The sequence below is a fragment of the Ruegeria sp. AB6 genome (assembly GCF_056542685.1).
This window is the reverse complement of the sequence record NZ_JBQGAD010000005.1, coordinates 246232-260972: the sequence shown is the minus strand read 5'-3', so window position 1 is coordinate 260972 and position 14741 is coordinate 246232. Positions and strand designations below refer to the sequence as shown.

At 58.7% G+C, this 14741-nt stretch carries 11 protein-coding genes; 9 read left to right on the top strand and 2 right to left on the bottom strand.

Annotated features, from left to right (window positions below; genetic code table 11):
* Positions 1 to 195: 195 nt before the first annotated feature.
* The 9 genes from ACR0DB_RS12855 to ACR0DB_RS12815 all read left to right on the top strand — a co-directional run bounded on the left by ACR0DB_RS12855 (position 196) and on the right by ACR0DB_RS12815 (position 11229).
* Positions 196 to 711 (top strand): ferredoxin-type protein NapF, encoded by a 516-nt coding sequence (locus ACR0DB_RS12855; protein ID WP_480551351.1) that lies wholly within the window; start codon positions 196 to 198, stop codon positions 709 to 711.
* Positions 708 to 1001, top strand: a complete 294-nt coding sequence (locus tag ACR0DB_RS12850; RefSeq protein WP_170773436.1) for a chaperone NapD — start codon at positions 708 to 710, stop codon at positions 999 to 1001. The genes ACR0DB_RS12855 and ACR0DB_RS12850 overlap by 4 nt, the downstream gene beginning before the upstream one ends.
* Positions 998 to 3490, top strand: coding sequence for a nitrate reductase catalytic subunit NapA (gene napA / locus ACR0DB_RS12845; RefSeq protein ID WP_170773434.1), 2493 nt, complete (start codon positions 998 to 1000; stop codon positions 3488 to 3490). The genes ACR0DB_RS12850 and napA overlap by 4 nt, the downstream gene beginning before the upstream one ends.
* A gap of 27 nt (positions 3491 to 3517) precedes the next feature.
* Complete coding sequence (napG, locus tag ACR0DB_RS12840; RefSeq protein WP_170773432.1) at positions 3518 to 4336, top strand: ferredoxin-type protein NapG; 819 nt, start codon at positions 3518 to 3520, stop codon at positions 4334 to 4336.
* Complete coding sequence (napH, locus tag ACR0DB_RS12835; RefSeq protein ID WP_170773430.1) at positions 4333 to 5250, top strand: quinol dehydrogenase ferredoxin subunit NapH; 918 nt, start codon at positions 4333 to 4335, stop codon at positions 5248 to 5250. The genes napG and napH overlap by 4 nt, the downstream gene beginning before the upstream one ends.
* A gap of 12 nt (positions 5251 to 5262) precedes the next feature.
* Positions 5263 to 5700: a nitrate reductase cytochrome c-type subunit gene (locus tag ACR0DB_RS12830; protein WP_170773428.1), complete on the top strand. Its 438-nt coding sequence runs from the start codon at positions 5263 to 5265 to the stop codon at positions 5698 to 5700.
* Positions 5701 to 5729: 29 nt separating this feature from the next.
* Positions 5730 to 6431 (top strand): NapC/NirT family cytochrome c, encoded by a 702-nt coding sequence (locus tag ACR0DB_RS12825; protein WP_170773426.1) that lies wholly within the window; start codon positions 5730 to 5732, stop codon positions 6429 to 6431.
* Between the two features lie 13 nt (positions 6432 to 6444).
* The gene (locus tag ACR0DB_RS12820; RefSeq protein WP_170773424.1) at positions 6445 to 6702 is read left to right on the top strand and encodes a hypothetical protein; all 258 of its coding nucleotides are present in this window, start codon (positions 6445 to 6447) and stop codon (positions 6700 to 6702) included.
* Between the two features lie 501 nt (positions 6703 to 7203).
* On the top strand, positions 7204 to 11229 hold the full coding sequence (locus tag ACR0DB_RS12815) for a beta strand repeat-containing protein (protein ID WP_480551348.1): 4026 nt from the start codon (positions 7204 to 7206) through the stop codon (positions 11227 to 11229).
* A gap of 54 nt (positions 11230 to 11283) precedes the next feature.
* On the opposite strand, the gene ACR0DB_RS12810 is transcribed toward ACR0DB_RS12815, so the two are convergent.
* Both ACR0DB_RS12810 and ACR0DB_RS12805 read right to left on the bottom strand, forming a co-directional pair.
* On the bottom strand, positions 11284 to 12696 hold the full coding sequence (locus tag ACR0DB_RS12810) for an RtcB family protein (protein ID WP_480551346.1): 1413 nt from the start codon (positions 12694 to 12696) through the stop codon (positions 11284 to 11286).
* Positions 12697 to 13175: 479 nt separating this feature from the next.
* Positions 13176 to 14732: a vWA domain-containing protein gene (locus ACR0DB_RS12805; protein ID WP_480551344.1), complete on the bottom strand. Its 1557-nt coding sequence runs from the start codon at positions 14730 to 14732 to the stop codon at positions 13176 to 13178.
* Positions 14733 to 14741 lie beyond the last annotated feature (9 nt).

Here is a 14741-nt window from a genome sequence, read left to right as displayed (position 1 = left end):
CTTTGTCAGTCCCGACGCTTGCCGGGCTGTCAGCGCACCTGCAACAATTTGACAAAACAGATTTTTTGCATGCATATTTTTTTAAGTTCCATGCAAAAACTGCCAAGAAATTGATCAATATCAAATCCGGCGCTGAACGAAGCCGTTAATCGGGAATAGCGACGAACAGAATCTAGCAAAGCCAGGTCTTTGAGAATGGGCCAAGTGACTACCCGGCGCGCCTTCCTGAGCGCGAGATTTAACGATGAGGACGGTGTGACAGCCAGACCTCCGGGATCGGTCGGGCCTGACTTTCTGAAGCACTGCACGAAATGCGGCGATTGCGCATCGGCTTGTCCTGAGGACGTGATTGCAATCGCTGCGGACGGCTTTCCTGTTTTTCAACCCTCAGACAATCCCTGCACTTTTTGCGGCGAATGCGCCAATGCTTGCCCAACCCCTGCTTTGGACATCGACCTTGTTTTCGACTGGCCATGGCGTGCCGCGCTGAAGCTGGACTCTTGCCTGTCGATGAATGGCGTCAGTTGCCGCCTCTGCCAGGACAATTGCGAAGAAAGCGCGATCCGGTTCTCGCTGCAAACCGGTGGTCGGGCCAAACCGACACTGGATGTAGCGGCCTGCACCGGCTGCGGGCTCTGCCCTACAGTTTGCCCGGCGGATGCCATCTCGCTGGGCCACACCCCTCAACCCAAAATGGAAGCTGTGCAATGAACATCTGCGGTTGCCTTGCCCATGTCGCGCCCGACTACGCTACGGCTGCGGCGCAATCCATGAGCGATACACCGGGTGTGGAAATCCACGCCCAGACCGAAGACGGCCGTTTCGTCGTCGTGGTCGAAGATACCCCTGAACGCCTTGCGTCCGAGACCATCATGGATCTGCACCAGATCCCCGGGGTCGTGTCTCTGACGTTGACCTATCACCATTTCGAGGACCTTGCAGAGACCCGCCCGCGTCCCGATGCCCTAAGCCAAACCACCAGCCGGAGGCTCACGCTATGACACATTCTGAATCACGCCGGACATTCCTCAAGGCCACTGCTGCCACAGCCACGGCCTCGGCCGCCGGTATTCCGCTGGCCACAGGCGCGGCCGACGCTCAGGCGGCGACACCGGATATCCGCTGGGACAAGGCCGCGTGCCGGTTCTGCGGAACGGGCTGTTCCGTTCTGGTTGGCACCAAGGAAGGCCGCGTTGTGGCCACTCAGGGCGACCCGGACGCGCCGGTGAACCGCGGCCTGAACTGTATCAAGGGCTATTTCCTGTCCAAGATCATGTATGGCAAAGACCGCCTGACCACTCCGTTGCTGCGCAAGACCAATGGCGAATACGACAAGAATGGCGAGTTCGAACCGGTCAGCTGGGACGAAGCCTTTGATGTCATGGCCGCTAAGTGGAAAGAGGCGCTGGCCAAGAAAGGCCCGACCAGCGTGGGCATGTTCGGCTCGGGTCAGTGGACGGTCTGGGAAGGCTATGCCGCCGCCAAGCTGATGAAAGCGGGCTTCCGCTCCAACAACATCGACCCCAACGCGCGCCATTGTATGGCTTCTGCTGTTGTTGGGTTCATGCGGACCTTCGGCATAGATGAGCCGATGGGCTGCTACGACGATTTCGAGCACGCAGACACATTCGTTCTGTGGGGTTCCAATATGGCCGAAATGCACCCCATCCTGTGGTCGCGCCTGACAGACACGCGTCTGACCAAACCGGGCAGCGAAGTTCATGTTCTGTCAACATTTGAACATCGTTCTTTCGAATTGGCGGACAATGGCATCGTGTTCAACCCACAGACCGATTTGGCGATCCTGAACTACATCGCCAACTACATCATTCAGAATGGCGCGGTGAACGAAGACTTCGTCAAAAAGCACGTAAACATCACCAAGACGGCAACCGATATCGGTTACGGCCTGCGCGACGAAAACCAACTTCAGCAAGACGCGGAAAACCCGAACTCGGGCAAAATGGAACCCATCAGCTTCGAAGAATATGCCAAAGCTGTTGAGCCTTACACTTTGGAATATGTATCTGAACTCTCAGGTGTTCCCGCTGACAAGCTTGAGAAACTTGCGAAACAATATGCGGATCCAAACCGGAAAGTCATGAGCCTTTGGACCATGGGTTTCAACCAGCATACGCGCGGTTCGTGGGTGAACTCGCTGATGTACAACGTCCACCTTTTGGTTGGCAAGATTTCCGAACCCGGCAACTCGCCCTTCTCGCTGACCGGCCAACCATCTGCCTGCGGCACCGCCCGAGAGGTTGGCACATTCGCCCACCGCCTGCCCGCGGACATGGTTGTCGCAAATGACGAGCACCGCGAGATTTGTGAAACCGCATGGAAAATTCCCGAAGGTACAATCCCGCCAAAACCGGGCTTCCACGCTGTTTTACAACACCGAATGCTGAAAGACGGTGTGCTGAACGCGTATTGGGTTCAGTGCAACAACAACATGCAAGCCGCCCCGAATATCAATGAGGAAGGGTATCCCGGTTATCGCAATCCTGAAAACTTCATCACAGTTTCAGATCCCTATCCAACCGTCACCGCAGTTTCAGCTGACCTGATCCTACCAACGGCTATGTGGGTCGAGAAAGAAGGCGCATATGGCAACGCCGAGCGCCGCACTCAGTTCTGGCATCAACAGGTTAAAGCGCCGGGCGAGGCTAAATCCGACCTTTGGCAGCTAATGGAATTCTCGAAACGCTTCACCGTAGAAGAAGTCTGGGGCGAAGAGCTGCTGGCCAAGATGCCAGAGCATCGCGGCAAGACGATGTTCGAGGTTCTGTTCCAGAACGGGAATGTGGACAAATACCCGCTTTCTGAAACTGCCGAAGGTTTCGACAATGACGAAGCACAGCATTTTGGGTTTTACGTGCAGAAAGGATTGTTCGAAGAATACGCCGAATTCGGGCGCGGTCATGGGCACGATCTGGCACCGTTCGAAATGTACCATCAGGCACGCGGTATGCGTTGGCCGGTCGTGGACGGCAAAGAAACGCTTTATCGTTTCCGCGAAGGCTATGACCCCTATGTACCCGAAGGGGCCGACGTGAAATTCTATGGCCACAAGGACGGCAAGGCCAAAATTATCTTCGCGCCTTACGAACCTGCTGCTGAAGAGCCGGACAATGAATACGATTTGTGGCTCTGTACTGGTCGGGTTCTGGAACACTGGCATTCGGGTTCGATGACCCGCCGGGTTCCGGAATTGCACCGCGCCTTCCCGTCAGCTGTTGTTTTCATGCACCCCGACGACGCCCGGGATCGCGGTCTGCGGCGCGGTCAGGAAATTGTTTTGTCCACCCGCAGGGGCGAAGTGACCAGCCGGGTCGAAACCCGCGGGCGCAACAAGGTGCCACGTGGGCTGGTCTTCATGCCTTGGTTTGACGAGCACCAGCTGACTAACAAACTGACGCTGGATGCAACCTGCCCGCTGTCGAAGGAAACCGACTACAAGAAATGCGCCTGTAAGGTCGAGCGCGCATAAGAAACTGGCAAGGCAAAGGTAAGACCCATGTCAGGTGTTGGCTCTCCCCTCTCGCCGCAGCGGCGCCGGTTCCTTCAGGACTCGGCGCGCGCCGCTGGCGGCTGCGTTGCGGCCGGGTCGCTGTTGGCCTGGCTAGCACGCGACGCGCGGGCTTTGCCAGCCGAGGCCTTGCGTCCCCCCGGTGCCTTGCCGGAACAAGACTTCCTGTCCGCCTGTATCCGTTGCGGTCTGTGCGTGCGGGATTGCCCCTACAACACGCTAAAGCTGGCCGAGCTTGGCGTCGATGCCGTCGCCACCGGCACACCCTATTTCACCGCTCGTGACGTGCCATGCGAGATGTGTGACGACATTCCCTGTGTCGCCGCCTGCCCCACCGGGGCGCTGGACCCGTCGCTGGATAACATCGATGACGCCGATATGGGCGTGGCCGTGCTGGTCGATCAGGAAAACTGCTTGAACTTCCTAGGGCTGCGGTGCGACGTCTGCTACCGCGTCTGCCCCGTAATTGACGAGGCGATCACGCTTGAGACCGCGCATAACACCCGTTCGGGACACCATGCGCTGTTCCTCCCTACCGTACACGGCGACCGCTGCACCGGTTGCGGAATGTGCGAGAAAAGCTGCGTTCTACCGGAAGCCGCGATCAAGGTTCTGCCTACCCGGCTGGCACGCGGTAGCAGTGCCGACCACTATCGCAAAGGCTGGGAAGAAAAAGCCGCCAAAGGCGCGCCCGTGGTCGAAGGTATCATCGACCTACCCGACCGCCTGCCCGGACCGGGTACCGATAATCTGGTCACGCCGGGCGGCTTTGCGCCGGGATACAATTTGCCGGGGGCTGGACAATGAGTGCACGCACACATCTCCCCGTCGGCCAAGAGGCAATCGAAGCCAAAGGCTGGTTAGGTGCGCACAAATACCTGTTGCTGCGCCGAGCCTCACAGTTGTTCTTTCTGGTCCTGTTCTTGCTGGGCCCATGGTTCGGCATCTGGATCGTTCAAGGCACGCTGGCCGGGTCGCTGACCCTTGGCGTGTTGCCGCTGACCGACCCATTTGTTCTGCTGCAAAGCGTGGTTGCCGGGCACTGGCCCGAACTGACCGCCCTGATCGGAGGCCTGATTGTTCTGGTCGCCTACGCGCTGATCGGCGGGCGCGTCTATTGCTCCTGGGTCTGCCCGATCAACCCGGTAACCGATGCCGCCCACTGGCTGCACCGCAAGCTGGACCTGCCCAAAGGCTGGCAACCCAAGCGCGGTACGCGGCTGTGGATCTTGGCCACCGTACTGATCGTCTCGGGTCTGACCGGCGTCATCGCATGGGAGTTGATCAACCCGATCACCATGCTGCATCGCGGGCTGATCTTTGGCGCGGGCTTTGTCTGGGCGATGATCGTTGCAATCTTCTTCTTCGACCTGTTCGTGTCTCGCCACGGATGGTGCGGGCACCTGTGCCCGGTCGGAGCATTCTATGGCCTAATCGGCACCAAAGCGATGTTGCGTGTCAGCGCGCCCAATCGCGCAGCCTGTGACGACTGCATGGATTGCTTTGCCGTCTGCCCGGAAAACCACGTCATCTCACCCGCGTTGCGCGGCAAAACCGGCACCACACCGCTGATCCTGTCGCCCGACTGCACGAATTGCGGCCGCTGTATCGATGTTTGCGCGGTTGATGTTTTCAAGTTTACTCACCGGTTCGACGACCACGTCGCCGCACCTTCCGATCCCGTTCCCGCGCCCATTCAGCGCGCAGCCAGACCCACCTAAGGGAGTGCCAAGATGAACAAGCCAATCCTGACCGGCGTCACAGCCCTGATCCCCGTCATACTCCTGAGCGGTTTCGCCCTTGCCCAATCCGCGCAAGTCGAAGCCCTGCGCGGGGCCGAGGTTGATGAACCCGTTCCACTCGATCAGGTCCACCGCACTATCGAAGGACGTATGCAGAGGAATTACCGGCAGCAACCCCCGCTGATCCCGCATTCAATCGAACAATACCAAATCGATCTGCGGACCAACCAATGCCTGTCCTGCCACGACTGGACAAAGGCGGGTGAGCGCAACGCACCCACTTTATCGATGACGCACTATCTGGACCGCGAAGGACGTGAACTGGATCAAATCGCCGGTACTCGGTACTTCTGCAACCAGTGTCATGTCCCACAGGCAGACACGCCGGCGCTTGTCGATAACGTTTTTGAACCTTCTTCCGGAAACTGATCCAACGCTTGACTGAAAGGAGCACCGAAATGGCAGACTCCCCCGAAAAACGCGGCTGGATCGGCCGCATCTGGAATGCGATCTGGACACCGACCGTTCTGTTCAGCTCGGGCTTTCTGGTGCTGGCAGGGTTCCTCGCCGGTATCCTGTTCTGGGGTGGGTTCCACTGGACCCTGGAACTGACCAACACCGAAGAGTTCTGCACCTCGTGCCACACGATGGAAACGAACCTCGGCGAATACCGCGAGACGATCCACTACAACAACCACTCGGGCGTGCGGGCTATATGTTCGGATTGCCACGTGCCGCATGAGTGGAACCACAAGATCAAAGCCAAGATCATGGCGGTCAAGGATGTCTATCACGAGCTGGCCGGCACCATCGGCACGCCCGAGAAATACGAAGAACATCGACTGAGCATGGCCACCGCTGTGTGGAAAAAGATGAAAGCTTCAGACAGTCGTGAATGCCGCAACTGTCACAACTTCGACTATATGGATTTCACCCTTCAGGAAAATCGTGCGGCGTCCGAGCATCAGCGTGCCATCGACACCGGCATGACCTGCATCGACTGCCACCAGGGGATCGCGCACAGCCTGCCACCTGGACATCTGCAGCGGTATCAGGAAATCACCGAAGAGCTGGCTGCTGACGCACCGACACCGCTGGGTCAACAGGTGGCGGACGGAAGTGAAGAAATCCGGTCATTCCTGACCAATCGGTCCGAGTAAAAAGGAGGCAGATATGCTGGAACTTCTGGGAACAATCGGAGCCAACATAATCAGCCTGCCCGGTATATTGGGCCTGGCACTGGGTATGATGACCCGCAACCCCTTGCTTGGCGCGGTGATGGGAGGCGTTGTTGGCGTCGCTGAAACGCTAATCTTTGCGCATTGGTCATTCGCCAATTTCGGAACAGGCGAACTGCTTATCGCAGTGGTCGTCGGGATGTGCGCAGGGGCCTTGGGTTCGGCAATTCGCATCAAGGGCGCTACTGTTTGATGTTTTGACAAACAGGTTTGCCGTAGCAAACTTTGCATTTAACAGTTGAAGGCGGTGCTAAATTGGCGCCGCCTTCTCTTTTCGCGCAAAAGTTGCGCTCGACGAAAACGGCCCACAAACATATAAAACATCAAACAATCTGACTCATTTTAGCGGATTATTGAAACACCAGGGCACATAGATACTTCAAAAATTGGTGTCCATTGGGGTGCAACAAGGTTCGGTTTTTGCACAAACGCGCTGAATTTTTATTTCAACGTTTTCCGACGCTTGTTGACCAGAAGATTCGATGGGCATCTTGAAGTCGCAATACGAAGACCGCTGTTGCAAAATTGCAATCTGACAAAATTTTCCAACTAAACACTTTCCACCATTTACGCCCCCAACTCGCATTGGCTACTAATGTTAACATATCGTTAACGAGTTCATCTTTGGGGGTATGCAATGAATAGTTGCGCAAAGCAGCACACGCCGGCACGTGTGGCAAGAGGCGGTCGTGTTGTGAAGTGGAAGGGCCGGGTGGCCAGTGTTGCGCCTTCGGTATTCCTGGCCTCGATAGCGGTAAGCGCATGCGCAACTGTTGCTTCTGCGGATGTTGTCATTTCTGCACCGCAGACGACCCCGGCGGACTTTCTCATCGACGAGGACATAACGATCACCGAAACCGGGGCTGTTAATCTGACCGCGGATTCTGGCCCCGCCGTGCAGATCAACACCGATTACACCAGCGTCTTTACCAATGACGGAACGATCTCCGGCCCCGCCCCCGGAGAACAACTTGGGTTCGGCCTGGAGCTAAATGGAGATCTGGGTGAAACCGGACAGGTTATCAACAACGGGTTGATCGACATTGATATCGACGCCAATGGGTCCGCGCTTGGCCTTGGTGTCCTGTTTGACGACGATCTTGCCGGAACATATCAGAACAACGGGACAATCGACGTCAATGTCAGCAGCGACAATGCCGTCGCATTGGCGATTGGAACTGTGGTCGACGGTGTTGCTCAATCAACGGCGACGATCGAAAACAACGGGGACATACTGGTACAGTCCTCGTCGGTTCCGACTGAAAACGCGGCTGCGGCCGGGTTTCTGTTCGTGAACCCCGCCGAAACAGACATCGACAATACCGGTACGATCCAAGTCACAGCCCAGACGGGCGAACAGGCCTCCGCCTTCGGCTTTCAGTTTGAAGGAAGCCTGAACGGCAATCTGACCAACTCGGGCACGATCAGCGCTACGGCCACGGACGGGGTGGACGATGTCTATGCCATCGGGGTTGAGGTGATCACCGATGTAAACGGCGACATCAACAACACCGGCACTATCTCGGTTCTGGCCAATGGTTCAGCGGATGACGCGACTGCCTGGGGCATCCATGTCGAAGGCGACCAGAACGGTGCCCTGATCAACTCGGGCACCATCGTCGCAACGGCGCAAACGACCTCGGGCAGCGCTGATGGCGCGGCTGTCTATGTTGAGGGCAATACGGTTGGCAACATCACCAACAGCGGGACGATTGATGCACGCGGCACCGGGACGGCGTCTGCCAGCGGAGCGGCTTATTATCTGGGCGGCGATTTCGACGGCGATTTCGAAAACTCGGGCACCATTCTGCTGGCCTCTGACTCCACCGCGTCCGAGGCAGAGACTTTTGGCCTGTTTGTCAGCGGACAAATGGACGGTGATTTCACCAATGGTGGCACGATCACCATAATCGCCACGGGCAGTTCCGCCGAAGCCCATGCCCTGATGGTCAATGGCGGCCTGAACGGGGAAATTCGCAACACCGGCACGCTTACGACCCAGATCAATGCCTCGTCCGAGGGATCTGGCGGCGGGTTTGTCATCCGCAACGGGCTGACCGGAAACTTTGCCAACACCGGCACGCTTCAGATCAACGTTTCAAGCGAAACCTCCGAGGCGACGGCCTTTGGCCTGCGTGTCTTTGGTGGAATGGACGGTGACGTCACTAATGACGGCACAATCACAGTCGAAGCCGAGGGCGATTTCTCGGCCTTTGCGGCGGCTGCCGATATCCGCAACACCCTGACCGGATCAATCACCAACACTGGCACTCTGCGTATTCAGGCCGAAGCGTTTTCGACCGCAACTGCCGGGGGCTATACGATCACCAACGGGATGGTTGGCAGTTTCAGCAACAGCGGTACCCTAATGGTGTCGGCCATTGGCAGCACGAACGAGGCTCGCGCCTTTGGCCTGCGCGCCTTTGGCGGGGTCGATGGGGACATCACGAACTCTGGCACGATTGCCGCTCAAACCAGTGCGGCGCAAACATCGGTGGCTACAGGCTTTATTGTCGGCGGGCCGTTTGACGGTAACTTCCTGAACACCCAGACAATTACGGCAATGGCCGAAGCCAGCACCGGGTCGGCTCGCGCCCATGCCCTGGACATCACTAGCACCTCGACAGGACAGATCGAAAACAGTGGCACACTGAACGTGCGGGCCGAAGGATCGACCAACGCCTTTGCATCCGCCATCGACATCAGCGGCGGCTTGAATGGCGACTTTGTCAATTCCGGCACCGTCCGCGCCAAAGCGGACAATCTGTCCGGTGGCTCCTCGGCCTCTGCTTTCGGGGCGTTTATTGCCAACGGCATGACCGGAAATATTGAAAACTCGGGCACGCTTACTGTTGAAACCAACGGACAAACTCTGGGTGTCGCTGCCGGGGTTTTCGTGACTAATAATGGGTTGGACGGAGATTTCACCAACTCAGGCACAATCATGGCCAATGGATCAGCCGAAACCGGCGACGGTCGCGCTTTTGGTCTGCTTGTGAATGGCGGCATTGATGGCGTGCTGACCAACAACGGCACCCTGATTGCCGAAGCCTCGGCCCTTTCTTCGGCCCGTGCAACTGGCATTGTCGCGAATGGTGGACTGACGGGAAGTTTTGCCAATTCGGGTACGATCTCGACCACGGCGATTTCAGAAACCGATGAAGCGCTGTCGCAGGGTATTTTCACGGGCAACAGCAGCGACGCAACGACAGCAAGCAATACCGGCAATGTCTCTGCGTCTGCCACTGGCGCGTCGGGCGCAACGGCGCAGGCGTTGTCTCTGGGCGGGGTCTACAATGACGCAGTCACCAACTCGGGCCAGTTGACGGCAGTCGCCGCTATCGCAAACGGAACCGGTGATGCCGACGCCAGTGGTGTGTTTATTGCCGATTTGCAGGGCACATTCGCCAATACTGGCGTGATCAATGCCGCTGCTTCGGGCGGCGACACGTCCGAGGCCTTTGGTCTGAACATCCAGAATTTCGACGGCGAGATTACCGAGGTTGGCTCTATCTCGGCGCGTTCGGACACAGATGATGCCTATGCCATCTTCTTGGGCTCGGGAACCGGGACGCTGAATCTGGACACTCAGGACAATGTCGACGGCTTGATCCGTGTTCAGGATCATCAGGTCAATCTGTTCGCCCAAGGCGGCAGTTCGGTGTTCTTTTTCGAAGATGCAGCGCCAGAAACAGGGGACTTCAACACGATTATCTCGGACGGCCGGTCGGGATGGTTCGTGCAGGATGAAGGTGGCCCGGCACCGGTCTATGCCGCTGTCGATCCGGCCGAGATTCTGACATCGGCCGATATCGTAGCCTATTACGGCACTCTCATCGGCAGCTCGAACGGAGCGCTGCGCTATGAGGCTGCACAGGTCACACGCAATGCCGAAACCGGCAATGTCTCGGGCCTGAGCATTGGTGGCTTCCGTCCTTATGTGCATCTCGACGCGGCCTCACGCCGGTTCGAGAATGTGCCGGGCATTGATACGGATGTCACGGCGATCAACGGTAGCGTCGGCTTTTCGGGACAGTTGGACAATGGCACTGCGCTTGCCTTTGGGCTGGGCGTGTTCCGCACGGATGGCGACACCGACACCACCGATTTTGACACGGACGGCTTCTATATCGACGCCTCGATCGGACGTCAGATCGGCGCCTATACGGTCGAGGCCGGGCTGGGCTATGGCTGGCTGTCCACCGACCGCACGCGCGAGATTTCAGGCAGCGCTGATGCGGATGCCGATTTCGACAGCACCTTGCTGACGGTCTACGCCGGTGTCGAGCGGGATTTCGAGACCACAGGCACCATCGGCCTGACCGGTTTTGGCGACCTCCGCTATACCCGGCAAGAGGATGACAGCTACACCGAAACCGGCTCATCCGCGAACGCGACCGTGGACGACGCCACAACTGACGTGATTGAGGTCCGTTTGGGTGTCGAAGCCTCCAAGGCTCTGAACACAGGCGGCGTGTTGGTCGGTCAGCTTTCCGGCGTTGTCCGGCAGGGCCTGGGCGACTCGGATGCGGATGTCACTGTCTTTGGCTCAACCCAAAGCCTCAGCTTTGCGGCCACCGACTTCTCGGGCGCGAGTGTTCTGATTGGATATGAACATGAGTTCATCCCAAACATGCAGTTCGAGGCCAACGCCTCGCAAGAGGTTGGCAGCGATGCACAGGGACCGAATTTCCTTGCGGGCATTCGCTGGTCGTTCTGAAAAACCGATCTTAAAGAACAAGGGCCGAAGTGGTTGAACACTTCGGCCCTTGCTTTAGCGGCGGCCTTTCTTCCTGTTCATCCAGAAAGGCGGCATATCACCTGCCATGATACAGCCGTAGGGGTCGATATAGTCCTCGATCTCGGCCAGATCATAGGATTTGATCTGCGCCACAACACTGTCCGCGCTTTTATAGCTGGACGGCAGTTCCGAGGCGTCCACACCACCGGCATGGAAGCGAATATCCAGACCTTCGGTTTCCGCCTTCAGCATCTCATCCGGCGTAACCGACCCCATCCGGCGCTTATGTTCGGAACGCGAGAAATTCCGCCCCGCCCCATGTGGGCTGAAGCCCAGACCGTGACCTGCATCCTTGCCGCGCACGACCAGCACCGGCTCGGACATGTTCAGCGGGATCAGGGTCAGCCCGGTCGCGTCCGCGGCATAGTCACCCCACGCCGGGGTTGCGCCCTTGCCGTGATAGAACAGATCGCCCCGTTTGAAGACGAAGTTATGTTCGTTCCAATACCGGTCCCCGACATCGCCCACTCGCGCGGCCTCAACCGTTGCCTGATGGATCGCGTTGTGGTTGGCCTTGGTCCATTTGCGGATCAGTTGCAGGGCATCCCAATAGTCGCGCCCTTCCTGCGTGTCAGCCGGAATCCAGGAGTTTTGCTTCGGCGTACCCGGCGACAGCTCCTTGCGGAAGCGATGCGCGACGGTCATGCCGTTCTTATACAGAACAGCCCCCGGCCCGCGCGAACCGTGATGGGTCACAATCGCCGTCCGCCCGGTTTTGCGCGACCGGCCGACAAACAGGAAATGGTTCCCGTCGCCTTGCGTCCCCATATGCTCTTGCGCCATACGCAGCGATTTCGGGTTGTCGAGAAACGGATTTTCACGGAACGCATCCAGCAGTTTCAGCGAGGTTGTGAAGCGCTTGCCCTGCGGCCGACCGCCCGGTCCGAAATGGGTCACTGACTGCGCCGCATCCAGCACGGCCTTTGGGTCAGCATTCCCCAGATCGGTGATCATGACCGAGCAGCAAATGTCGGCCGAATGCATCCCCGGATGGATCGCATTGCGCGCCGCCGCGACGCCGCCAACCGGGATCGTGCCGATCGGACCGGCTGGACAGGCATCGGGCATAATCGCCCCGGCCTCAATCGTCGGGGTCCGCATCAGCGCGGTCATCGTTTCGCGGACTTTCTCGACGTTGTCCTCCTCATCCGGGTCACTGGCATCGATATTCTCGTGAAACGGCACCTCACCGGGCGCGCGCAGGTCCATTGTTGGCGGGATCGCAGGGATCTCGCCCTCCAGCTCCTGCCGGATGCGCACCAGACCGAAGCCCTCGGCCCGCATCTCATTCGCGCGCGCCAGCAGGGCGGGGAATTGCTTGCCCGGGCGATGTCCCCAGTCTTTCAGGTGTTCGCCCGTTACGGGGTCAAATGTATTATCCATCATCATATTCACTCAAATTCAGGCCCCGGCGACAAGTGGGGAAGAAACAGTTCGGGAGGCCCGCCCCGCATCTGAATGGGCAGATGCGTTTGCCGTCTGGGCGCCGGCACGGAGGGGAGTTGAACCCGCTCGACCTATCCCTGGTTAGAGCCATGTAGTTCCTTCGGCATTCGCCGGGGGTGTCCTTTCGTTTTGGGTCTCGACGACAAGAGTTTGGTGAAACGCCCTGCTCTACCCAACTGAGCTACCGTCCGTCCCCCGTGGGGCTCGGACGAGCGGGATTCGAACCCGCGACCTGGAGATTAACAATCTGTAGTTCCACCGGCATTCGCCGAGACATGCCTTTCGTTCGGGTCAGGCAGACAAGGGGTGATGAGACCACGCCCTGGTCAGGGCGCGGATCGGTAACAGCGATGTAGTCCCACCGGCATTCTGCCTGATGTTGTTCTGATGGCCGGGGCAGCGCACTGCCCGAGCCTTGTTTATACATCGATCTTTTCGATCTCAGCGACCCAATGATCCGGGCCGGTTTGACCGCTGGCAAATGCCGCGATCTGGTCAAAGACCGCATCCGAGAACCCGCCGACATTCAACACATCGGCACGCGTCTGCGCCTGAGTGGTCCCGTATGGGGCGATGTCGATGCAGACCAGCTTGGCCTGCGGGTTGCGACGCTTGATCACCTCCCATTCCTTCAACATCGCTGTCGCCTGACCGCCAGCGCGGGCATCCACCCAGGATTGGTTGTCGGACACGAACACCACCAGATCCGGCGCGCGACCGCGCTTGTTCAGCCAGGCCAGCGGCGCGGAACAGTTCGTCCCGCCTCCAGCCAGTGCGGCCAGACGCTCGGCATTGGTCAGGATCGTGTCGCGCGGCTCCAGACGCACATCACGCACGTCGAAATCGAACGGCATCACCTGACACCCGCGGTTCATCCGTTGGAAGGACGCCGCCACCAGCGCCGCCACATCCACATGCCGCACGGCCGAGGTCGCCCCCGGACGATACCCGGTCACGGACCACGTCATCGACCCCGACACGTCTGGGCACACAACCACCTGCCCCGCAACCTGCGGTACGTTCTGCGCGGCGATCTCCATCGCGTCGTGCAGCGCGTCCACGATCAGGCGCGGCATATCCGGCACCACGTTCTGCGCGGCCACCATCAACTGGTACGGAAAGGCCCGAGCCTTGGCGATGGCTTTTGGGTCGCGCAGCAAAGCCGCCACGTGATCCACGTTGCGGGTCACGTCGAAAACGCCGTGACGCTGGAACGTGTTCAGGTTCTGCCGCACCATCTGCCACGAGCCCTTGCGCGCAATCCGCGCCCATTGGACCTGCGTCAGCTCCAGTTGCGTCAGCATCTGGAACGGCACGTCCGGCACCGGACCCTTGCCGGTTTCACGAAACGCGATCCAATCCCTCAGGGCCTGCGGCAGCCGTGCCAGATTGCACGGCCGCCCGACGATCCAGGCAAACAGCGCCTCCCGCTCGGCCGAGGCCGGTTTCGGGTGCACCATCTTGATCACGTCCGCCAAAGACGGGTCATTCCCGATATTGGCATTCAGCAGCACCCGGTCAGAGACGGTGTTCAACCAGGTCTGGACCATCGCTTTCGGTGCCGACCCCAGAGACTTACGCCCCGTTTGACCCGACCGGGTAACCTGCACGAACGTGCGCAGCATCTTGCCGTTATCGACCACACGGGCGAAAGCCGCCCGAAACAGGACCGGATCACGCCGGGCCAAAACAGCCAACAAGACAGCAGGCATGTCCTTCATGTACCCCGACTGGCGGGCATAGATCGCAGCCTGCGCCAAGTACTTTGGCTCAACGGTCTCAGCCACATCCAGAACGTATTCCAACTCTTCCTGCGGCGACTGATAGAACATGCCGCCAAATGTTCCCGTCACGGCGACCTGCGCCAGAGCATGGGCATCTGAATATGCAAAAGCCAGCGCGCCATGGGCGTTCTTCGCAGTTGCTTTCGGCGGCAACCGGCCTTTCAACAATGCAAACACGGATTTGTTCGCCATTTTCCTATC

Excerpts from the sequence above, each read along its gene's own strand:
- napH (WP_170773430.1), top strand. The coding sequence starts at position 4,333 with ATGAGTGCACGCACACATCTCCCCGTCGGCCAAGAGGCAATCGAAGCC.
- ACR0DB_RS12810 (WP_480551346.1), bottom strand. The coding sequence starts at position 12,696 with ATGATGGATAATACATTTGACCCCGTAACGGGCGAACACCTGAAAGAC.
- ACR0DB_RS12830 (WP_170773428.1), top strand. The coding sequence starts at position 5,263 with ATGAACAAGCCAATCCTGACCGGCGTCACAGCCCTGATCCCCGTCATA.
- ACR0DB_RS12825 (WP_170773426.1), top strand. The coding sequence starts at position 5,730 with ATGGCAGACTCCCCCGAAAAACGCGGCTGGATCGGCCGCATCTGGAAT.
- ACR0DB_RS12820 (WP_170773424.1), top strand. The coding sequence starts at position 6,445 with ATGCTGGAACTTCTGGGAACAATCGGAGCCAACATAATCAGCCTGCCC.
- ACR0DB_RS12805 (WP_480551344.1), bottom strand. The coding sequence starts at position 14,732 with ATGGCGAACAAATCCGTGTTTGCATTGTTGAAAGGCCGGTTGCCGCCG.
- napG (WP_170773432.1), top strand. The coding sequence starts at position 3,518 with ATGTCAGGTGTTGGCTCTCCCCTCTCGCCGCAGCGGCGCCGGTTCCTT.
- ACR0DB_RS12850 (WP_170773436.1), top strand. The coding sequence starts at position 708 with ATGAACATCTGCGGTTGCCTTGCCCATGTCGCGCCCGACTACGCTACG.
- napA (WP_170773434.1), top strand. The coding sequence starts at position 998 with ATGACACATTCTGAATCACGCCGGACATTCCTCAAGGCCACTGCTGCC.
- ACR0DB_RS12855 (WP_480551351.1), top strand. The coding sequence starts at position 196 with ATGGGCCAAGTGACTACCCGGCGCGCCTTCCTGAGCGCGAGATTTAAC.